Source organism: Helicobacter pylori, assembly GCF_900120335.1.
Taxonomy (GTDB): domain Bacteria; phylum Campylobacterota; class Campylobacteria; order Campylobacterales; family Helicobacteraceae; genus Helicobacter; species Helicobacter pylori_BU.
This window is the reverse complement of sequence record NZ_LT635477.1, coordinates 63,967-86,003: the sequence shown is the minus strand read 5'-3', so window position 1 is coordinate 86,003 and position 22,037 is coordinate 63,967. Positions and strand designations below refer to the sequence as shown.

General features: G+C 40.9%; 17 protein-coding genes, 1 tRNA gene and 4 pseudogenes. 10 read left to right on the top strand and 12 right to left on the bottom strand.

The window, feature by feature from the left end:
- Nucleotides 1–71: 71 nt before the first annotated feature.
- From CS889_RS00455 to rpsT, 5 genes are all read right to left on the bottom strand, one after another.
- On the bottom strand, nt 72–1,850 hold the full coding sequence (locus CS889_RS00455; RefSeq protein WP_089086499.1) for a dentin sialophosphopreproprotein: 1,779 nt from the start codon (nt 1,848–1,850) through the stop codon (nt 72–74).
- Nucleotides 1,851–2,094: 244 nt separating this feature from the next.
- Nucleotides 2,095–3,651, bottom strand: a complete 1,557-nt coding sequence (locus CS889_RS00450) for an outer membrane protein (RefSeq protein ID WP_089086498.1) — start codon at nt 3,649–3,651, stop codon at nt 2,095–2,097.
- Between the two features lie 12 nt (nt 3,652–3,663).
- Nucleotides 3,664–3,918 (bottom strand): hypothetical protein, encoded by a 255-nt coding sequence (locus CS889_RS00445; protein ID WP_089086497.1) that lies wholly within the window; start codon nt 3,916–3,918, stop codon nt 3,664–3,666.
- Between the two features lie 412 nt (nt 3,919–4,330).
- Nucleotides 4,331–5,389: a peptide chain release factor 1 gene (gene prfA / locus CS889_RS00440; protein WP_000025168.1), complete on the bottom strand. Its 1,059-nt coding sequence runs from the start codon at nt 5,387–5,389 to the stop codon at nt 4,331–4,333.
- Nucleotides 5,390–5,515: 126 nt separating this feature from the next.
- The gene (gene rpsT / locus CS889_RS00435) at nt 5,516–5,785 is read right to left on the bottom strand and encodes a 30S ribosomal protein S20 (RefSeq protein ID WP_001273615.1); all 270 of its coding nucleotides are present in this window, start codon (nt 5,783–5,785) and stop codon (nt 5,516–5,518) included.
- Nucleotides 5,786–5,874: 89 nt separating this feature from the next.
- On the opposite strand from rpsT, the gene glmM reads away from it, so the two are divergent.
- The 10 genes from glmM (at nt 5,875) to CS889_RS00385 (ending at nt 14,084) form a co-directional block, all read left to right on the top strand.
- Nucleotides 5,875–7,212, top strand: a complete 1,338-nt coding sequence (gene glmM, locus CS889_RS00430) for a phosphoglucosamine mutase (protein WP_033596642.1) — start codon at nt 5,875–5,877, stop codon at nt 7,210–7,212.
- Entirely contained in the window at nt 7,206–7,679 is a 474-nt protein-coding gene (gene lspA / locus CS889_RS00425; RefSeq protein WP_089086496.1) for a signal peptidase II, read from the top strand. Before glmM ends, lspA begins: the two co-directional genes overlap by 7 nt.
- 18 nt (nt 7,680–7,697) lie before the next feature.
- Nucleotides 7,698–7,773 (top strand) — tRNA-Val (locus CS889_RS00420).
- 267 nt (nt 7,774–8,040) lie between these two features.
- Nucleotides 8,041–8,757, top strand: coding sequence for an urease subunit alpha (ureA, locus tag CS889_RS00415; protein ID WP_000779233.1), 717 nt, complete (start codon nt 8,041–8,043; stop codon nt 8,755–8,757).
- Nucleotides 8,758–8,760: 3 nt separating this feature from the next.
- The gene (ureB, locus tag CS889_RS00410; RefSeq protein ID WP_000724308.1) at nt 8,761–10,470 is read left to right on the top strand and encodes an urease subunit beta; all 1,710 of its coding nucleotides are present in this window, start codon (nt 8,761–8,763) and stop codon (nt 10,468–10,470) included.
- Between the two features lie 309 nt (nt 10,471–10,779).
- On the top strand, nt 10,780–11,367 hold the full coding sequence (ureI, locus tag CS889_RS00405) for an acid-activated urea channel protein UreI (RefSeq protein ID WP_000901274.1): 588 nt from the start codon (nt 10,780–10,782) through the stop codon (nt 11,365–11,367).
- A gap of 1 nt (nt 11,368) precedes the next feature.
- Complete coding sequence (gene ureE / locus CS889_RS00400; RefSeq protein ID WP_000583090.1) at nt 11,369–11,881, top strand: urease accessory protein UreE; 513 nt, start codon at nt 11,369–11,371, stop codon at nt 11,879–11,881.
- 10 nt (nt 11,882–11,891) lie between these two features.
- Entirely contained in the window at nt 11,892–12,659 is a 768-nt protein-coding gene (locus tag CS889_RS00395; protein WP_089086495.1) for an urease accessory protein UreF, read from the top strand.
- Nucleotides 12,660–12,687: 28 nt separating this feature from the next.
- A complete protein-coding gene (ureG, locus tag CS889_RS00390; protein ID WP_000238762.1) occupies nt 12,688–13,287 on the top strand; it encodes an urease accessory protein UreG in 600 nt (199 codons plus the stop codon).
- Nucleotides 13,287–14,084 carry an urease accessory protein UreD gene (locus tag CS889_RS00385; protein ID WP_001940832.1) on the top strand — a complete coding sequence of 266 codons (798 nt, stop codon included), beginning with the start codon at nt 13,287–13,289 and terminating at the stop codon, nt 14,082–14,084. The genes ureG and CS889_RS00385 overlap by 1 nt, the downstream gene beginning before the upstream one ends.
- Before the next feature lie 130 nt (nt 14,085–14,214).
- Here the strand turns inward: CS889_RS00385 and CS889_RS00375 are convergent.
- From CS889_RS00375 to CS889_RS00345, 7 genes and pseudogenes are all read right to left on the bottom strand, one after another.
- A pseudogene (locus tag CS889_RS00375) lies at nt 14,215–16,640 on the bottom strand (FtsK/SpoIIIE domain-containing protein).
- Nucleotides 16,633–16,979 (bottom strand): annotated as a pseudogene (locus CS889_RS00370) (hypothetical protein). Before CS889_RS00370 ends, CS889_RS00375 begins: the two co-directional pseudogenes overlap by 8 nt.
- 4 nt (nt 16,980–16,983) lie before the next feature.
- Nucleotides 16,984–17,403, bottom strand: a complete 420-nt coding sequence (locus CS889_RS00365; protein ID WP_089086493.1) for an SMI1/KNR4 family protein — start codon at nt 17,401–17,403, stop codon at nt 16,984–16,986.
- Nucleotides 17,373–18,760 (bottom strand): annotated as a pseudogene (locus tag CS889_RS00360) (HNH endonuclease). Before CS889_RS00360 ends, CS889_RS00365 begins: the two are co-directional and overlap by 31 nt.
- Before the next feature lie 9 nt (nt 18,761–18,769).
- On the bottom strand, nt 18,770–19,030 hold the full coding sequence (locus CS889_RS00355; protein ID WP_089086492.1) for a WXG100 family type VII secretion target: 261 nt from the start codon (nt 19,028–19,030) through the stop codon (nt 18,770–18,772).
- A gap of 15 nt (nt 19,031–19,045) precedes the next feature.
- A complete protein-coding gene (locus CS889_RS00350) occupies nt 19,046–19,615 on the bottom strand; it encodes a hypothetical protein (RefSeq protein WP_089086491.1) in 570 nt (189 codons plus the stop codon).
- Nucleotides 19,612–22,032 (bottom strand): annotated as a pseudogene (locus tag CS889_RS00345) (hypothetical protein). Before CS889_RS00345 ends, CS889_RS00350 begins: the two are co-directional and overlap by 4 nt.
- Nucleotides 22,033–22,037: the final 5 nt, after the last annotated feature.

Genomic DNA, 22,037 nt, shown 5'->3' with positions numbered 1-22,037 from the left:
CATTAAAGTTTTGGCTATCACTCTTTGATTAAAAACAAGGCTAGTTTTAACCAAAGAGCTAGGGTTTAATCTCAATTCCCCATATCGCCACCCATATCGCCCATGTCTCCCATATCATCGCCACCACCCATATCATCGTTCATATCCCCCATATCGCCCATATCATCGTTGCTGTTACCCATATCATCGTTCATGTCGTTCGCGTTATTCATGTCATCGCCCATGTCGTTGCTATTACCCATGTCGTCATTAGCGTTACCCATATCATCGTTGCCGTTGTTCATGTTGCTCATATCATCAGTGTTACCGGTGTCGGTGTTGCCAGTGTCCGTATTGCCGGTATCGGTGTTGTTCATATCGCCGGTATTGTTGCCACCAGCATCTTTATCATCAGTGGGGGTGTCGTTTGCGTTGCCGGTGTCAGTGGTGTTAGTGTCCATGTGATCATCGTTGTGATCATCGTTAGTGGCGCTGTTAGGGTTTATGAGCGCGTTACCCCCTTGATCTTTGCTGTCATTCGCATGGGCGCTATCCATGTTGTTAATAGGCGTTTGTTGCACAGGTTGTTGCATAGGGTTATTGATCGCATCATTCAAATCGTCTCTGTCATCGCCATCAATTTTCAAACTCCCGTCTAAATAATTCCCCACCACATCGCTGCTATGGCTTAATTGTTGCACACTGTCTAAGGCTTTATCCACTTGGGCTTGCTGCTCGCTTGAAAGCCCTTTTTGATCTTTTAAGTCATTGTCCAATTGGTTGAGGTTGTTGTCTAATTTGTCCCTCACTTCCATAGCTTTATTGACCACTGAATCAATCTTACTAGGACTCGCCCCATCTTGCTTCATTTCTTTGATTTGCCCCACTAAATGGTTAAGCTCTTTAGCTTGAGAAGTGATCGCATCCACGCTTTTAGTGGGCATGGCTTTAGTGTGGAAAAGCGAATTGTCTTTGAGCATGCGGCTGTTGTCTAAATTGACTAAAGCGCTATTCAAGCGGTTGGTTTGAATGCCTTTGCTGAATTTGGGATCACGATAAAAGCTCATAAGATTTGCTTGTTGTAAGGATTTATCGTCCTTATCGTCTCTGTCATCATCAGTGGGCGTATCAAGTTGGTTAATGGAAGCGTCATGGTCTAAAATCTCTTCTTGATCGAGCGCATACATATAATTTTCTAACATCAAGTAATCTTGAACTTGCATCATGAAAAACATGTTAGGGTAGAATCCATACATGCCATCATAAAAGTCATAAAAATCATACATGCCCATGCCATACATTCCATACATGCCCATACCATACATACCATACATGCCGTAATAAGGGCTATAGTAAGAGTTGTAATAGTTGTTGCTTCTGTAATAAGGGCTTTGAGCCTTTTCATTCTCTTGTTGTTTTTTAAGATACGCCCCTACCACGCTCAAATCAGCGAGCATTTTTTGAGCCGTTTTTTGATCTTTTAAAGAAATGCCTAAGGGGATATAAATACCGGTGCGGTAACTATAAAAAGAATCCCTAGCGATGATTTTAAGGCAATATTTCAAATTCTTTTGCAATTTTAGGGCTTGCCTCAAACGCGCATGCGCTCTAAAATTCCCCAAGATGCCAGAGTTAAAACGCATTTTTTCCACTAACGCGCTGAATTTTTTCGCATCGCCATTAGCCGCATTGATATAGTTTAAAGCGCTAGCCCCCCACTCTTTGGTGCTGCTTCTATAACCCCCAAAATTCACTATTTTTGGCGTTAATTCCCCTTTTAATTGCGAATCTTTTAAATCAAACAACGCCCTATTCACGCTGATAGCGTTCAAACTGAGTGTCATTATAAAAAGTATTTTTATAGCTTTCATTCATAACCTTAAAAAATATCTCTTGCGAGCATTATAGACTATTTTTAGAAATCAAAATGACTTTTGAAAACAAGCCAAAGTAAAAAATCAAATCCCAAAACAAAAGGTTCTGTTTTAAACGCTTCTTTAGTTTTTAAAAAACTTTCTTAAACAAAAACCTAACCCCCAACAAAACAAATATCGCAAAAAAAGAAAAAAGAAACCAACAGAGAGAAAACCCTCTATTGATAAAGAAGAAAAAGGCTTAGAAGTTGATCATGTAGTTAAAATAGATAGAGAAGTTCCTTTTATAGAACACATCTACTGATCCATCTACGCCCCTTTCTTTATAGAATTGGTTGGTGAATAAAGGCAATTTAAGGCCCACTTCAATCCCGCTGTGTTTAGAAAAATTGCTCCTGAAACCAAATTCAACAGGCATTTGGAAATAGCTCGTGTTCATGCTCGCTGAACAGCCTGCGGTGTTGTTGCAGATTTGCATTTGAGATTTTAAGTAGCTCTCTCCTTGAACGATAAACGAATCCCCTCCTAACCCAAAGCCCACGAACAACCCTGCTGTGTTATAGCCCTCTTTACTTTCATAGAAGTTATAGAGTGCATCAAAGCCCACGCCATAAGTGAAGTTATTCACTTGAGACGCGCCCTCCATGATTCCAAGCTGGCTCCCTACAAAGCTTAAATTCGCATGGTTATAGCTGTAGTATCCATAAGACCTAAAGCCAAAGCGTTTGGTTTTACCAAAGAACCACTTATACCCTGCCATCGCATCTACCCCATACATTTGCCCGTAATTATTGGTGTTAATCACGCTTGGCGTGTAGGTTGCTTGAGTTTGAGCGACAGCGGTTTGAATGTTTTTATGCACGCTCATGAAAGCGTCTTTTTGAGCCATTAGATTGTTTTTTAGCGCGTTTAAGAAATTGATGGCATCTGTCGTTGTCGTTGCACTATTACTAGCAGCCACAAGCACAACGGCTTGTGTTTTTTGCGTATCAGCTGCACTAAGATCGGCTAGAGCCATATCCACTTGATTGATAGCTTTATTTAACGCACCCACGACCGCATTAGATCCATTTGTCAATTGCCCAATCGTCGCGCTAGAAGAATCCAAATAACCCTTTAAAGTGTTTTGAGCGCTTTCTAATGCACTAAACGCGCTGCTTAGCCCTTGAGCGTTGGTAATCACACTGCCTAAATTAGGACTACCGTTTAAAAGAGCACTGATCGTTGCGGTTTGCTGAGAGAGTTGCGTTACCCCACTTAAAGTGGTGTTCATAGAACCCACGCTAACCTTACTAAACCCATTAACCATAGTGGTATCTTTGGTTAGCTGGCTTGTTATAGTGTTCCCACCACTAGTTGATGGCGTTGGGGTTGGTGGGGTTTCTGGAGCTGGTGGTGTGCCGCTCGAAGCGGTGTGGTGTTCGCCACCAGTGCCACCACTTGAACTTGGTGTGCCACCAGTTCCACTAGCGGTGTGTTGATCCTTATCGCCACTGCCACTTGTTTCATCTTTTTTAGCTGGTGGGGTTGATGAGTCTGGTGTGCCGCTTGAAGCGGTGTTCTCAAGCGTTGTCGCTTCTTGGCTGTCGCTTTGAGCGGTGTTTTGGGCTTGTTGTTGCGTTGGTGAATCGCTTGACAATTCGCTACCTTTATTACTCTTTTCAGCATAATTACCAAAAACATGCGATGGTTTTTGCAGCGCTGCGTAAGTTTCTAAATCGGTAGCGTTCATGCTCCCTAAAAGCACGCTACTGGCCGCTAAAGAGACAAAACCTAATTTTTTGAATGACTTTTTCATGGTTTCCTCCCCTTATTTTTTCATCCAAGCGCTTGGATTGACTTTAGTGTCCGGTTTGGAAGCACCTTGCGTTTGAGGGGCTGGAGCCACTTGATTGTTGCCAAACATTGAAGTGTTTATCGGGGTGTTATTGTTAGCGCTTGGGGTGCGGGTGGTATTTTGGTTTTCTAAATTAGAATATTGAAACCCCCCTCCTAAAAACGCGCCGCTTTTTTCCGCCATAGACACACTAAAGGCTAATGCCATACCTAAAAAAATCTTTTTCATTTAAAACTCCTTAATGTGAGAAATCCTAAGGATTTCTTTTTTTATTGCATTCATGCATGCCAAAAATATAGGGGATCACCAAAATTTGAGAGTTCTCCCTAATATGTTCGCTTTTACAAAATACAATTCGCTCTTATAATGTAAGCTTTGGAGTTATATCATAAAAAAGTGAATTTTTTGTTACAAAATGGATTGAATAACATTTTTATTTTAAAAGTGCATTGATATATATATAGAATTTAAAATTATATTTAGAACTAGCTTTTATGGGAACTCTTACGCTGTTTTGGTGGGGCGAAAATTTAAAGCATGTAAAATTGGGGACATGTTAGGGTTTTTAGTGGTAGTGGGTGGCTATCTTAAAAAATGCTTGAGCGTTTTATCCCTTTGTTTTATCGTTTTAATGGGGGTTTTATTCAAACTGGCTTTGAGCGTGAGCGATTAAAGGGTTAATCACTTCATCTAAATTCCCTGAAAGCATGATTTCTTCTAAACTATACAGAGTTAAATTGATTCTATGCTCGCTCAAGCGGTTTTGCGGGTAATTATAGGTGCGGATCCTTTCGCTCCTGTCCCCACTACCCACTTGCTCCTTTCGATCTTTGGCGTTAGCGAGCTGTTGCTCTTCAATTTGTTTTTCATAAAGGCGCGCTTTTAAGATTTTTAGGGCTTTATCCTTGTTTTTATGCTGGGATTTTTCATCTTGCATGCTCACGCTAATATTGGTAGGAAGGTGCGTGATGCGAACGGCGGAGTCTGTGGTATTGACGCATTGCCCCCCATGCCCGCCAGCGCGAAACACTTCAATCTTTAAATCGCTAGGGTTGATAGAAACTTCCACATCATCCACTTCAGGCATGATCGCTACTGTGATAGCCGAAGTGTGGATTCGCCCTTGAGATTCTGTCTCAGGGACTCTTTGGACTCGATGCGTGCCTGCTTCAAATTTGAGCCTTGAATACACGCCCTTGCCCTTAATCAAAACGATGATTTCTTTATAGCCCCCTACGCTGTTTTCGCTAGAGCTTACTATCTCTACTTTCCACTTTTTCAAATCCGCATAACGGCAATACGCCTTAAACAAATCCCCTACAAAAATGCCCGCTTCATCGCCCCCTGTGCCGGCCCTTAACTCTAAATAAATGTTTTTATCGTCATTAGGATCTTTAGGAATAAGGAGTTGCTTAATGGCAGTTTCTAGCTCGCTTTTTTGGATTTCTAAAATTTTTAACTCTTCCTTAGCCAGTTCGCTCAATTCCTTGTCTTCTAAAAGCTCTTTATTTTCTTTAATGCCCTCTAAAACGCTCAAATACTCTTTGCTCGCTACAGAAATTTCTTCAATGGAGCTTTGCTCTTTGCTCAATTCGGTGAGTTTTTTAATGTCGCTAACCACTTCAACGCTGGAAAGCAACGCTGTGAGTTCATCGTATCGTTTGAGAATGGAAGAAAGCTTTTCGGCTAGAATGGACATGCGAGACTACCTATCAATAAAAAGATATATAAAAAGACGCAACAATTCAAAAAACGCAAAACTTAAAAAGAAGCCCAATAACAAAAACCCATTACTGAGCTTAAAGAAGTTAAAAACGCCCTAAAACTAAGCGAGAGCGATTTTTTTCACTGAAGCGTTAAGCCTTGAGACCTTCCTAGAAGCGGTGTTTTTCTTTAAAATCCCTTTGCTGACAAATTTATGCAATTCTTTGTTAGCGATTTTCAAACGCTCTTGAGCTTTTGCCACATCATTGACAGCAACGGCTTCACGCACGGCCTTAATGATATTTTTAATTTTAGTTTTATAGAACCTGTTGCGTTCGGTTCTTTTAATGGTCTGTCTGATTCGCTTTTCTGCGGACTTATGATTTGCCATAGCCTTGTTTTAATCCCTTTGTAATGTAAAATTTGGCATAATTCTATCTAAAAATTGATTAAAAATAGTTTAAAAGGTATTTTATAACGATGAAAATTTTTGGGACTGATGGCGTGAGGGGTAAAGCAGGGGTGAAACTCACCCCCATGTTTGTGATGCGTTTAGGCATTGCTGCCGGATTGTATTTTAAAAAACATTCCAAAACGAATAAAATTTTAATCGGTAAAGACACTAGAAAAAGCGGCTATATGGTAGAAAACGCTTTAGTGAGCGCTCTCACTTCCATAGGCTATAATGTCATTCAAATAGGGCCTATGCCTACCCCTGCGATCGCATTTTTAACCGAAGACATGCGCTGCGATGCGGGCATTATGATAAGCGCGAGCCACAACCCTTTTGAAGACAATGGTATTAAGTTTTTCAATTCTTATGGCTATAAACTCAAAGAAGAAGAAGAAAGAGCGATTGAAGAAATCTTTCATGATGAAGAATTACTGCATTCTAGCTATAAAGTGGGCGAGAGCGTCGGTAGCGCTAAAAGGATAGATGATGTCATAGGGCGCTATATCGCGCATTTGAAGCACTCTTTCCCCAAACATTTGAATTTACAAAATTTAAGGATCGTGCTAGATACCGCTAATGGCGCGGCTTATAAGGTGGCTCCGGTCGTTTTTAGCGAGCTTGGGGCTGATGTGTTAGTGATTAATGATGAGCCTAATGGGTGTAATATTAATGAGCAATGCGGGGCTTTACACCCTAACCAATTGAGCCAGGAAGTGAAAAAATACCGCGCGGATCTGGGCTTTGCTTTTGATGGCGATGCCGACAGGCTAGTGGTGGTGGATAATTTAGGGAATATCGTGCATGGGGATAAGCTTTTAGGGGTGTTAGGGGTTTATCAAAAATCTAAAAACGCCCTTTCTTCTCAAGCGGTTGTCGCTACGAGCATGAGCAATCTAGCCCTTAAAGAATACCTGAAATCCCAAGATTTAGAATTGAAGCATTGCGCGATTGGGGATAAGTTTGTGAGCGAATGCATGCGATTGAACAAAGCCAATTTTGGAGGCGAGCAAAGCGGGCATATCATTTTTAGCGATTACGCTAAAACGGGCGATGGCTTGGTGTGCGCTTTGCAAGTGAGCGCGTTAGTGTTAGAGAGTAAGCTTGTAAGCTCTGTTGCGTTAAACCCCTTTGAACTATACCCCCAAAGCCTAGTGAATTTGAATATCCAAAAAAAGCCCCCTTTAGAAAGCCTGAAAGGTTATAGCGCTCTTTTAAAAGAATTAGACCAACTAGAAATCCGCCATTTGATCCGTTATAGCGGCACTGAAAACAAATTACGAATCCTTTTAGAAGCTAAAGACGAAAAACTTTTAGAATCCAAAATGCAAGAATTGAAAGAATTTTTTGAAGGGCAGTTGTGCTAAACGCCACCCAACAAAGCCTGTTGGTTTTTATAGGGGTTTTTTTCCTTATCTTTGGCGTGGATCAAGCGATTAAACACGCTATTTTAGAGGGGTTTCGCTATGAAAGTTTGGTTATAGATATTGTTTTGGTGTTCAATAAAGGCGTGGCGTTTTCCTTGCTCAGTTTTTTAGAGGGGGGTTTGAAATACTTGCAAATCCTTTTGATTTTAGGGCTTTTTATCTTTTTAATGCGCCAAAAGGAGCTTTTTAAAAACCATGCGATAGAGTTTGGCATGGTGTTTGGCGCTGGGGTTTCTAATGTTTTAGATCGGTTTGTGCATGGGGGCGTGGTGGATTATGTGTATTATCATTATGGGTTTGATTTTGCCATTTTTAATTTCGCTGATGTGATGATAGATGTGGGTGTGGGCGTTTTATTGTTAAGACAATTCGTTTTTAAGCAAAAACAAAACAAAATTAAGGCATAATTACTCTTTTTAAATAAAGGTCGCGTAGCTCAGTTGGTAGAGCACTACCTTGACATGGTAGTGGCCGCTGGTTCAAGTCCAGTCGTGGCCACCATTATTACTCAATTACTCATTATAACTCCAATTCTAGTTCTCATTTTTTTGCGAGTTTTTGATTTTTATAAATTCTAAAGGGGTATTAAACGCGCTCCTAATAACGCTTTTATAGCACTTCAAAACTATAACACTAATTTATTTTAAATAATAATTAGTTAATAAACGCTTCTGTTAATCTTAGTAAATCAAAAGATTGCTACAATTACTCCAACCTTGATTGCGTTATGTCTTCAAGGAAAAAACACTTTAAGAATAGGAGAATGAGATGAAACTCACCCCAAAAGAGTTAGATAAGTTGATGCTCCACTACGCTGGAGAATTAGCTAGGAAACGCAAAGAAAAAGGCATTAAGCTTAACTATGTGGAAGCAGTAGCTTTGATTAGTGCCCATATTATGGAAGAAGCGAGAGCTGGTAAAAAGACTGCGGCTGAATTGATGCAAGAAGGGCGCACTCTTTTAAAACCGGATGATGTGATGGATGGTGTGGCAAGCATGATCCATGAAGTGGGTATTGAAGCGATGTTTCCTGATGGGACCAAACTCGTAACCGTGCATACCCCTATTGAGGCTAATGGTAAATTGGTTCCTGGTGAGTTGTTCTTAAAAAATGAAGACATCACTATCAACGAAGGCAAAAAAGCCGTTAGCGTGAAAGTTAAAAATGTGGGCGACAGACCCGTTCAAATCGGTTCACACTTCCATTTCTTTGAAGTGAATAGATGCCTAGACTTTGACAGAGAAAAAACTTTCGGCAAACGCTTAGACATTGCGAGCGGGACAGCGGTAAGGTTTGAGCCTGGCGAAGAAAAATCCGTAGAATTGATTGACATTGGCGGTAACAGAAGAATCTTTGGATTTAACGCATTGGTTGATAGGCAAGCAGATAACGAAAGCAAAAAAATCGCTTTACACAGAGCTAAAGAGCGTGGTTTTCATGGCGCTAAAAGCGATGACAACTATGTAAAAACAATTAAGGAGTAAGAAATGAAAAAGATTAGCAGAAAAGAATATGTTTCTATGTATGGCCCTACTACAGGCGATAAAGTGAGATTGGGCGATACAGATTTGATCGCTGAAGTAGAACATGACTACACCATTTATGGCGAAGAGCTTAAATTCGGTGGCGGTAAAACCCTAAGAGAAGGCATGAGCCAATCCAACAACCCTAGCAAAGAAGAACTGGATTTAATCATCACTAATGCTTTAATCGTGGATTACACCGGTATTTATAAAGCGGATATTGGTATTAAAGATGGCAAAATCGCTGGCATTGGTAAAGGCGGTAACAAAGACATGCAAGATGGCGTTAAAAACAATCTTAGCGTGGGTCCTGCTACTGAAGCGCTAGCCGGTGAAGGCTTGATCGTAACGGCTGGTGGTATTGACACACACATCCACTTCATTTCACCCCAACAAATCCCTACAGCTTTTGCAAGCGGTGTAACAACCATGATTGGTGGCGGAACCGGTCCTGCTGATGGCACTAATGCGACTACTATCACTCCAGGTAGAAGAAATTTAAAATGGATGCTCAGGGCGGCTGAAGAATATTCTATGAACTTAGGTTTCTTGGCTAAAGGTAACACTTCTAACGACGCGAGCTTAGCCGATCAAATTGAAGCCGGTGCGATTGGCTTTAAAATCCACGAAGACTGGGGTACCACTCCTTCTGCAATCAATCATGCGTTAGATGTTGCGGACAAATACGATGTGCAAGTCGCTATCCACACAGACACTTTGAATGAAGCTGGTTGCGTGGAAGACACTATGGCAGCTATTGCCGGACGCACTATGCACACTTTCCACACTGAAGGCGCTGGCGGCGGACACGCTCCTGATATTATTAAAGTGGCCGGTGAACACAACATCCTACCCGCTTCCACTAACCCCACTATCCCTTTCACCGTGAATACAGAAGCCGAACACATGGACATGCTCATGGTGTGCCACCACTTGGATAAAAGCATTAAAGAAGATGTCCAGTTCGCTGATTCAAGGATCCGCCCTCAAACCATTGCGGCTGAAGACACTTTGCATGACATGGGGATTTTCTCAATCACTAGTTCTGACTCTCAAGCGATGGGCCGTGTGGGTGAGGTTATCACTAGAACTTGGCAAACAGCTGATAAAAACAAAAAAGAATTTGGCCGCTTGAAAGAAGAAAAAGGCGATAACGACAACTTCAGGATCAAACGCTACTTGTCTAAATACACCATTAACCCAGCGATCGCTCATGGGATTAGCGAGTATGTAGGTTCAGTAGAAGTGGGCAAAGTGGCTGACTTGGTATTGTGGAGTCCAGCATTCTTTGGCGTGAAACCCAACATGATCATCAAAGGCGGATTCATCGCGTTAAGCCAAATGGGCGATGCGAACGCTTCTATCCCTACCCCACAACCGGTTTATTACAGAGAAATGTTCGCTCACCATGGTAAAGCTAAATACGATGCAAACATCACTTTTGTGTCTCAAGCGGCTTATGACAAAGGCATTAAAGAAGAATTAGGGCTTGAAAGACAAGTGTTGCCGGTTAAAAATTGCAGAAACATCACTAAAAAAGACATGCAATTCAACGACACTACCGCTCACATTGAAGTCAATCCTGAAACTTACCATGTGTTCGTGGATGGCAAAGAAGTCACTTCTAAACCAGCTAATAAAGTGAGCTTGGCTCAACTCTTTAGCATTTTCTAGGATTTTTCTAGGATTTTTCTAGGATTTTTCTAGGATTTTTCTAGGATTTTTCTAGGATTTTTCTAGGATTTTTCTAGGATTTTTCTAGGATTTTTCTAGGATTTTTAATTTTCTAGGATTTTTGGAGCGTTCCTCCTTAAATCTTAGTCTTTAAGCTCTCTGACTTTTATTATTTATTAAAAGTTGGGGGCTTATTTTTTTGTTTTATTTTTTGTCAATTTACTATTTTTCTTTATGATTAGCTCAAGCAACAAAGGTTATTCGTAAGGTGCGTTTGTTGTAAAAATTTTGTTTTGGAAGGATAAGGCAATGCTAGGACTTGTATTGTTATATGTTGGGATTGTTTTAATCAGCAATGGGATTTGCGGATTAACCAAAGTCGATCCTAAAAGCACCGCGGTGATGAACTTTTTTGTGGGCGGACTTTCCATTGTTTGTAATGTGGTGGTCATCACTTATTCCGCGCTCCACCCTACAGCCCCTGTAGAAGGTGCAGAAGATATTGTTCAAGTATCACACCATTTGACCAGTTTCTATGGGCCAGCGACTGGGTTATTGTTTGGTTTTACCTACTTGTATGCCGCTATCAACCACACTTTTGGTTTGGATTGGAGACCCTATTCTTGGTATAGCTTATTCGTAGCGATCAACACTGTTCCTGCTGCGATTTTATCCCATTATAGCGATATGCTTGATGACCACAAAGTGTTAGGCATCACTGAAGGCGATTGGTGGGCAATCATATGGTTGGCTTGGGGTGTTTTGTGGCTTACCGCTTTCATTGAAAACATCTTGAAAATCCCTTTAGGGAAATTCACTCCATGGCTTGCTATCATTGAGGGTATTTTAACCGCTTGGATCCCTGCTTGGTTACTCTTTATCCAACACTGGGTGTGAGATGATCATAGAGCGTTTAGTTGGCAATCTAAGGGATTTAAACCCCTTGGATTTCAATGTGGATCATGTGGATTTGGAATGGTTTGAAACGAGGAAAAAAATCGCTCGCTTTAAAACCAGGCAAGGCAAAGACATAGCCATACGCCTTAAAGACGCTCCCAAGTTGGGTCTCTCTCAAGGGGATATTTTATTTAAAGAAGAGAAGGAAATTATCGCCGTTAATATCTTGGATTCTGAAGTCATTCACATCCAAGCTAAGAGCGTGGCAGAAGTAGCGAAAATATGCTACGAAATAGGGAACCGCCATGCGGCTCTATACTATGGCGAGTCTCAATTTGAATTTAAAACACCATTTGAAAAGCCCACGCTAGCGTTATTAGAAAAGCTAGGGGTTCAAAATCGTGTTTTAAGTTCAAAATTGGATTCCAAAGAACGCTTAACCGTGAGCATGCCCCATAGTGAGCCTAATTTTAAGGTCTCACTAGCGAGCGATTTTAAAGTGGTCATGAAATAGAAAAATACAGATGGATAATAAAGGAAAAAGCGTGAAAAGCACTAAAAAAAGCGTGGGTACGCCCCCAAAAACCCCAAAGACAGACAACAATGCTCATGTGGATAATGAATTTCTGATCTTGCAAGTCAATGATGCGGTGTTCCCTATTGGCTCTTACACGCATTCTTTTGGGCTAGAAACTTACATCCAGCAAAAAAAGGTTACCAATAAAGAAAGTGCTTTAGAGTATTTAAAAGCCAATCTTTCTAGCCAGTTCCTTTACACGGAAATGCTGAGCTTAAAACTAACCTATGAAAGCGCCCTCCAACAGGATTTAAAAAAAATCTTAGGGATTGAAGAAATCATCATGCTATCCACAAGCCCCATGGAATTGCGATTAGCCAATCAAAAGCTAGGCAATCGCTTCATTAAAACCTTACAAGCCATGAACGAATTAGACATGGGCGCATTTTTTAACGCTTACGCTCAAACGACCAAAGATCCCACCCATGCCACTAGCTATGGCGTTTTTGCGGCGAGTTTGAATATGGAATTGAGAAAGGCTTTAAGGCATTATCTTTATGCGCAAACTTCTAACATGGTGATCAACTGCGTTAAAAGCGTCCCCTTATCCCAAAACGATGGGCAAAAAATCTTATTGAGCTTGCAAAGCCCTTTTAACCAGCTCATAGAAAAAACCCTAGAATTAGACGAAAGCCACCTGTGTGCGGCAAGCGTTCAAAACGACATTAAGGCGATGCAGCATGAGAGTTTATACTCGCGCCTTTATATGTCTTGAATTTTAATCTCAAATTGAAAGGAATTTTATGGTAAAAATTGGAGTTTGTGGTCCTGTAGGAAGCGGTAAAACCGCCTTGATTGAAGCTTTAACGCGTCATATGTCAAAGGATTATGACATGGCGGTCATCACTAACGATATTTACACTAAAGAAGACGCAGAGTTTATGTGTAAAAATTCGGTGATGCCACGAGAGAGGATCATTGGCGTAGAAACAGGGGGCTGTCCGCACACCGCTATTAGAGAAGACGCTTCCATGAATTTAGAAGCGGTAGAAGAAATGCATGGCCGTTTCCCTAATTTGGAACTGCTTTTGATTGAAAGCGGAGGCGACAACCTTTCAGCGACTTTCAATCCAGAGCTAGCGGACTTTACGATTTTTGTGATTGATGTGGCTGAGGGCGATAAAATCCCCAGAAAAGGCGGCCCAGGAATCACGCGCTCAGACTTGCTTGTCATCAATAAGATTGACTTAGCCCCCTATGTGGGAGCGGACTTGAAAGTCATGGAAAGGGATTCTAAAAAAATGCGCGGCGAAAAGCCCTTTATTTTTACGAATATCCGCGCTAAAGAAGGCCTAGACGATGTGATCGCATGGATCAAGCGCAACGCTTTATTGGAAGATTGATGAACACTTACGCTCAAGAATCCAAGCTCAGGTTAAAAACCAAAATAGGGGCTGATGGGCGGTGCGTGATTGAAGACAATTTTTTTACGCCCCCCTTTAAGCTCATGGCGCCCTTTTACCCTAAAGACGATTTAGCTGAAATCATGCTTTTAGCGGTAAGCCCTGGTTTAATGAAAGGCGATGCGCAAGACATGCAATTACATATCGGTCAAAATTGCAAGTTAAGGATCACTTCGCAATCCTTTGAAAAAATCCATAACACTGAAGACGGGTTTGCCAGCAGAGACATGCACATTGTTGTGGGGGAAAACGCTTTTTTAGACTTCGCGCCTTTCCCGTTAATCCCCTTTGAAAACGCGCATTTTAAGGGCAATACCACGATTTCTTTGCACTCTGGCTCTCAATTGCTTTATAGTGAAATCATTGTCGCTGGGCGAGTGGCGCGTAATGAGTTGTTCCAATTCAACCGCTTGCACACTAAAATCTCTATTTTAAAAGATAACCAACCGATCTATTATGATAATACGATTTTAGATCCCAAAACCACCGACATGACAAACATGTGCATGTTTGATGGCTACACGCATTATTTGAATCTGGTGCTTGTCAATTGCCCCATAGAGCTGTCTGGCGCGCGAGCATTGATTGAAGAGAGCGAAGGAGTGGATGGAGCCGTGAGCGAGATTGCTAGTTCTCATTTATGCCTGAAAGCTTTAGCGAAAGGCTCAGAACCCTTGTTGCATTTAAGAGAAAAAATCGCTCGCTTGGTTACGCAAACCACCACGCAAAAGGTTTGAAAACGCTTTAAAAAGATTAAATCCCTTTAGTCTTTTTAACCCCCCTTTTTTTAACCCCCCTTTTTTTAACCCCCCTTTTTTTAACCCCCCTTTTTTTAACCCCCCTTTTTTTAACCCCCCTTTTTTGACCCTATAAGCTGAAAGGCCTGAATTCAGTGTGGCTGTCTTTGGAAAGCCCTATCAATAGCGCGTTGGGTTTGCTTGGTGGAGGCAAATCGCTTTTGATAGCGCTCAAGTTTTCCCCATTGCACCTAAAGGCCAGGCATTGTTTGAAGTGGTTGTTTAACAATTCTTTTAACTTGTCAAAATGGTAATTACTTTTAATTTGCCTAAAGTCATGCGCAAAAATGACGCAATACTGCTCGTTGTCTATGGCTTTTTCTAAAAACGATTTTAACTTTTCCGCCCCTACTTTGTCGTGCAATTCTTTCGCTTCGTTGAGATTGTCTATCACAAGCGCGCTGTTAGGGTTCATAGCGGTGTCTAAAACGCTTAAGATATTTTCTACAGGCGTGATGCCGTATTCTTTTTGCGCATCAAAAAACCTTATCAGGCGTTTTCCTTTATTGCAAAAAACCAATTCTTTGTTCACGCTCTTAATGTTTTGGAATAAGAGTTTCATTAAAGCGATGCGATCCTGTAAATTTTGGCTCACCACCAACAAATGCGATTCGTTACTTTCAAACTCCACTATCAAGTCCTTTTGCTCATAATCCACTTTTTTGCCCAGATGCAAACGCATTTCATTAGCCTTAAGGGTGTTGGGCATTTTTAAAGGTGTCTCGCCATTATAGATTTTACGATCTATGGGTGCTAGGTTTCTTTGGTTAAATTCAGCGTGTATTTTTGTGAGAAAAGATTTGAAATCATCAGGGGCTTTAGGGATACTCATCTTGGTGTGGTATTTTTTATTCCCTCCGTTGTTGTTGAAAATGCCTTCTGGCCTGACAAGCTCACAAGCCGCATCATCGCCCAAAACACTACTGCTGTCTTCTGCATCCATAGGCAAAGCGATGCGGTTGGCGATTTGAGCCTTAAAGCTTGGATTGATGTCAGTGCCGCGCATGGTTTGAGTGGCTAAAACTAAATGCACCCCATAGCTACGGCCCTTTTTAAGCAGGGTGTTTAAAGATCGTTCCACGCTCTCTTTCCCTTTAGTGGAGTTATCGCTAAAAAGCACCTGAAATTCATCAATCACTACGATCAGTCTGGGCATTTCGTTATGCTTGCGGTAATTGTTTAAATCTTTCACGTTGAATTGCTTGAACCGATCGGCTCTTTTTTGTATTTCATCACAAAGCCATTTCAAGAAAGTGATGCCATAAGAGATTGAACTCGCCACGCTCACCAACCTCGCATGCTCTAAAGTGGGATCTGCTACATACGCGTTAAATTCCACCCCCTCTTTATAGTCTAACAAAAGAGTTGGATTTCATTGGGCGCGTAGTAGAAGGCCAGATTTTGGATCAACACATGCAAGAAATTGGATTTCCCGCTCCCGCTGTGGTCGCAAATGAGCGTGTGGTTTTGTTCGTTACCGGTTTCAAAACACACTTTCTTATGGTTAATATCCCACCCCACCGGCACAACCACTTCATGCTGAGAGCTTTCAGTCCAAAATTCTTTGTCCCTTTGTAAGTCCTTCAATTCCCTTTTAACTTCTTTTTTTTGCTTGTAATACGCTTTAATTTTATCGGCGAAGTCTTTCATGTGCTGGGATTGGATACCTTGATCATTGATAACTTCCACGTTAAGATATTTCAAGCGTTCAAAACTTGTCGTATCTCTAAAAAACTCCGCATGTTTTTTCAAGTCTTCTGCGGATTGATTGTTTTTTTCGCTCTCCAAATTGACAAAGCTCAAAACCCCATTTTTAGAGCCAAAACGCATGATTTTTTCCAAATAATAAAGTGCGTCTTTACTCAAAGCATCTACCCCGCTTAAAAAAAGCGCTTTTAAAGGCAAAGGGTCTGTGGCGTTTTCATTATAATGCGCAAAATCTCTAAAACCGGCTAATTTTTCTTGCAAATTAACCTTTAAATATTCATACAAATGCTTTAAAGCTTCTTCTATTTCCTTGCTTTCGGTCAAAATCCTTTGCTGGTAAATAAAGTCATTGTCTTTATGTAAAAGCCTTCTGGCTAGATTGAAAATACCCCCCAAACTCAACGCATCAACCAAGACGACCTCTAATTGCACTAAAGGCGCGCTGGAGAGTAAGCGCATGAGCATTTCTCTTAAAAACTGCCCGTCTTTTTCATGCTCTATATACAAGCTTTTAGGGGGGAAAGGATAAACTTTAGGCAATAAAAATTCCATGTTAGTGCCATTCTTGCCCTTAACATGCAACAAACCACAGCTCAAAAATTTAGGGTAAGCACTCGTTTCATTGAACTTTGGCGCGTCTATGAATTGCGCTTGAATTTGCCTGATACTCTTTTGATAGTCCTCTATTTGTGAGACGATCGGCTTGAGAAAGCTCTCTGGCTCTTTTTTAGCGACAACTTTATCTAAGGCGTCGTCTAGTTCTTTTAATAAATTACCCGCATCAATCATCTCTATCCTTAAGATATTCATCATAGCGCCTCTTAGCTTCTCTTTCATGCTCTTTGGCTTCACGCATAAGCCTATCGATCTCGCTTGGTGAATGGAAATTCATATGAATTTGCTTCTCCAAACGCTTGGCTTCTTCAAGTTGCTCGTTGATTTTTCTCATTTCGTATTGAGTTTCCTGCTCTAAATTTTCTAAGTCATGCGCGATTTTTAGCATCTCCTCTAGCGCCTCACTTTTAAGTTTCTGCCCCAAATCATCTTGCATGGCCTCTTCTACGAAATGGTCGCAAATCCTTCTTAACTCATTGGTGCAACCCTCCAAAAAACTTTATGAGAAAACAACATTTTAACCCCTTGATTCCAGTTTTTTTAAAAACATATTAAGATTTAATAGCGCTTTTTTTGAGCCATTATCGGTGTCTAAAAACAGCACCACATCAGTGGTCATATTCCAAAGATAATACCCCCCATACCCGTCATTAGCGAATACGATTTCTTCAGGTTCTAACCATTCTTTTAAGCTTTGCATGAAATCAATCAATAAGCTCTCTAAATTGAAATCCAAAACATGTTTGAACGTGTAGGATTCATTGCCCACCATGAAATAACGCAATTGGCTAAAACCATAATTTGATCGTTTGATAAAGTCCTTAAATTCATCGCTAAAGCCTATTTCCAATCGCTCTTCTAGATCGCTCAACGCATTTTTATTGAGCGGCTCTACAAATTCCCAATTCAATTCTGTTTCTGTAGAAATTCTGTCCATAGTGAATATCCTTTCGTGTGTTTCACGCCTAATAATAACTCTTCTCTCACCAGTGCTAAATTCCCTAAAACATTCGCGTCAAAATGCCATAAATAACCCCTAGGAATGAATCCTTTTGCGATCTGTTCCAACTCTGTTGCATCAAAGCCCAAATCGTTGTCTTTAAGCGCGGCTTGTAAAGCCTTTAGGGCATAATGAGCGCATGCGGTTTTATTTAAATCTTCTAAAGGCACAATGGCGCTAAAAACGCTATCAAATTCCGCTAAACGCCACTCATTAAAGCGGACTTCTTCCGGATAGGGGTTTTTTTCATCTACAATAAAGCTCTCTTTACGGCTTTCTAAAAACTCCCTATACTCCAACGCTTTTTGCGCATAATTTTCATTGCGTTCTAAAACGGGGTCGATTTTTTGACTCAAATTTCCTGTAGCTATTTCTAACTCTCTTTCCAAGTTATCAAAGGCTTCATTGATAGCGTTTGAATCGTTGGGGGATTTTTTGATTTTTTCTGTAAAACCTTCTAAAGCTTTCTTACAATTTTTAACGCAACGATTTTTGGCTAAAGTCAAGCTTTCGTTATAAGAAGGCACGCCTAAAACGCTTGGCATCAAATCCTCTAAATCCTTTTCCAACTCTCGCTCTTTAGAGGCTTTAGCGCGATCCTTATTAGAAAAAGCATTGATCTTGTCTTTCAAATCAGCGTATAAAGAAGCACTAAAATTTTCCCTCAAACCCTTCAAGCGCTCATTAAAAACGCTTTTTTTAGGGGTATAAGAGATAGCAGGCCGTTCAAAATCGTATTCCAATAAAACGCCTGGGGTTGGAAAGTTGTATCCGTTATCTATCGCATCGCTCGCTTGTTTCAAACGCCTGATAAATTCCTGGTGCTTATCGGTATAAAAATGCAACCTCTTTTTAACGCCCTCCCAAGCTTGATTCACAAGATCCGCGCTCGCTTTGGCTTGATTCGAGTAGATTTCAAGCATTCGTTCTAATAACCTTACATTGTGTTCCCATTTTTCTATATTGTCTTCCATAAGGTTTAAGCCCTTTTCACAAAGTTCAGCGCCTAATTTAAGAGGGGGGATAACCGACCCTACCGCATTACAAAAATCTCTCCCAATCTCCCCAAGAAATCCCCAAAAACCCCTTCGCTCCTTTCTGGCTTTTTTAATTCTCCTATGGCTTTTTCCAATTGCATTTCAATTTTTCTGCGCTCTACTAGGATTTTTAGCGCGTAACTATCAAGGTCTTTGATAAAACCACCACACTTGTCTTTTTGTAGGGTTTGTTTAAATTCCCTGCATCTTCCAACAACCTTTTTGACTTCTTCTGTGTCCGTTTTCCATTCAGCCATAAACCACCCCTAATAGTCTTCCTCTAAAACCCTAATCCTCTCTTTAAGCCATGCGATTTGCTCTTGCGCGGCTTCATCAAGTTCATTGAAAGTGCTTTTCAAATTATCCAGCACCTCGCTAAATTTATCCCTCCTAGCGTCTTGCCATGATTCTAAATTATGAAAATGGCCATTCAAGCTATTCACTTCCTCGTTTAGCAACTCTTTAAAGCGTTCTAAATGTCCTACAAATCCTCTGACCTCTTCGGTATCCATTTGCACTTTGCTCATCGGTTGTCCTTTCTTTTAAAAATTTTCTTCATTAGAATCAGGCTTTTTATCGCCGCTGATTCTAATGCTCCCACCCCCATAGCTAGAGGGTGTTGTGGGGCGAACCTCTAGCATTTCGCCTCTTTCTCTTTTGTATTTTTCTTGCTGACTTTGGTGGTATGTTTTCATGCTGTCTATCACGATTGCTTTGTGGGTGCTCCCTAAATCAGCGTTGGTGAGCAATTTTTGAACGCCATTACCCAAGCTATTAGAATGCCTATCTTCTACTTTAAGAGACAAATTCAAACCCTTAAAACCCTCCAAAGCCTCCACCAGTTCCACCACAAGCTCTCTGTCCCAAATGGAATTTTTCAAATCTTTACACAAGGAAAAAACCTCGCTTGAAAACTGGTAGTCATACAAAAACAAAAGGTCTAAATTTTCTAAAAATTCCAGATTGCAACGCTCTTTAAAACCTTTCAAAAAGCCCTCTTTTAAAGGCGCAAAACCTTCAGCGATAGGGATTAGCCCCTTGTCTTTGGCGCGTTTAAACACCATAATGCTTTTTTCAATCACGACAAACGCGTAAGCGTTCTTAGTCATCATGATTTTTCTACCTCGCTTTCATAGATCAGTTGGCCGTCTTTAAACAGCCCCACTTTAATGCTTTGGGAATCCACGCAACACACCTTCATGTCCACTTCTTCAATCTCTTCTAGCGCTATGGAAATCATTTGCGTATCTTTAATGTTTAAAGTGTTGGTATTGGCTAGGGATTTGTCGCTGTAGCGTATCTCTAACTCATCAAAGCCTCCCCATTCCTCTTTAGTTTGGAAAATCTGGTATTCATTAGGCTTTAAAGAATCCCTATGGATTTTAGCGTGGAATTTCCCCTCTATCTCAATGCCCAAATCGTATTTAAACACAGGGTTGGAGCTTATAGAGGGCATTTCAATCCCTTTAGCCCTGTTCCTGCTCTCTAAAAGCCCAAAAGCCACCCCGGTTTTGCAAGTGGGCTTCAAATAAGCGGGCGTGTTAGAAACGTCTTCTCCTGTAAGCTCTAAAATCTGTTTGTCTGAGGCTTCTGTGCCTAGCGGCTCATAAATGATGAATTTAAAATCATTTTTAGAAGTCTTTTGCTGGTAATCTTTGAGCTACTTTTCTTTGGCGTTTTCAAACGCTTGTTTGACTAGCGCTGAACGGCTCGCATTCCCTCCTAAGAAAATGTGAAACGCCCGACACTGATCGTCAATGTTTTCAGCCATCACTTTAGAAAATCCGGCAAAGAAGTTGGCAACGCCTTCGTCTATCTTGCCCTTTAAGAGGCTTAAAAGCTCTTTGCAATCAACTTGGAGTTCGCATTCTGTTTCTACCCCATTCCTATCCAACAGCATGGTTTTAAAATCCTTTTCAAAATCCTTTATCTCAAAGTTTTCATTTTTTTCTATCGCTTCTATAATATTGGCGTCTAAATTTTCTAAAAAAGGGCGTAATGTAGAAGCGATTGTTTGCAAATTCAAGCGCGCTCCACTGGAGTTTTGCATAAACGATCCAAAGCGTTGCGTATCGATCCTGTCATAGTTGGGCTTAGCGATGACAACGTCTTTTGCTTTCAGCTCTTGGAAATTTTTGGCATACGCTTCCCAAGCCAACCATTCCAATAAATTTTCACCGCCTAAATATTTATCCCCTCCACTGCTAAAATGCGTCATTTTGTAAAGGAATTTAGGGCTAGCGCTTTTTTCCCATTTGCCAAAGTCAAAATCCGTCGTCCCGCCCCCAAAATCAAACACCCCGTAATAAATTGGCTTGTCTAACTTCTCTGATTTGAAAAACCCATAGCTTTTTAAAGCGCTAATGGCATACGCGCAAGGTTCGCTCGCTCTCAATTCCACTTTGAAAGTTTTAGCCGTTTTTTCATCGTCAAAAACATGCCGGGGTAAGGATTTCCTCAAGCCTCTTTCAAAACTCTCTCTGATTTTTTCGGCCTGATGCTTTTCATACTTGATGGGGTAGGATAAAAAGTATTTCAAAAACACGCCATTGTGCATGTTGTTGATGCAGCGGCCGATGTAGTAAGCGTAGATTTCTATGGGGTTAAAATCCGTGCAATCAGTGAAGCTTTCTAAAGAAAAATCCTCTTCTAAATCCCTAAAATTCTGTTTTTCATCCGATCCAGCCCATTGCTTCAATTTAGAAAAGAACCGATACAAATCATTCCCCTTAACGCCTGAAGCGTTCTTTTGGGCTTCATGCGCCACTTCTATATCGTTCCTTTCTGTGAAAGGGCGGTGATCTAGCGCGTTGTATTCTGTAATAAATTTTTTTCTGTGCCTAAACTCCATGATCGTGGGGTTTTCAAACTTTGTCAGGCTTGCGTCATCTACATGCCCGCCAATAGAGAGCAAGCGGTATTTTGTGTTCTCATCCATATAGCTTGCGGTCGTGCTTTTAGTCCCAAAGTCAATAGCGACAACGCCCTTTTTTAAATCCTTCAAACTTGAGCGCGCATAGAAATGCATTTCTTTGTCGTCAGGGTCTAAATTATCAAACCTAAAGGTTACCCTTTCTTTAGGCGCGCTAGGCGCCTCTAAATCCCAATGCCCTCCGTCCAAATCAAGCAATTGGCTTTGGCTATAGCTCTTAAGGCCTACCGCTGTGTTATCCACCTTGAGCATCAAATCTTTAAATGCTTCAAAACCCACATCCACATCGCTATCAGAAACGATCTCTAAGGCTTTTTCTATTTGCTCATTAGTGATCTTTTCAGCCTGCGCTAAATCCTCTAAGAATTTTTGATTGTCATCAGAAAGATACCTTAAAGAAGTCTCATTATTGGCAATCGCATGAAGCACCCGCAGCGCTTGTTTGAATTTGGTCTGATATTCTTTTGACACTTCATCTTTGAAATGGATCGGTATTTCTTCATTGAATTTGACTCCATCCTTTAAAGACAGATCGCACAATTTCTCTACTAAGGGGTGGCCAAGAGGCAGTTCTAAACTTTGTAAGGGTTTTACCATGATAT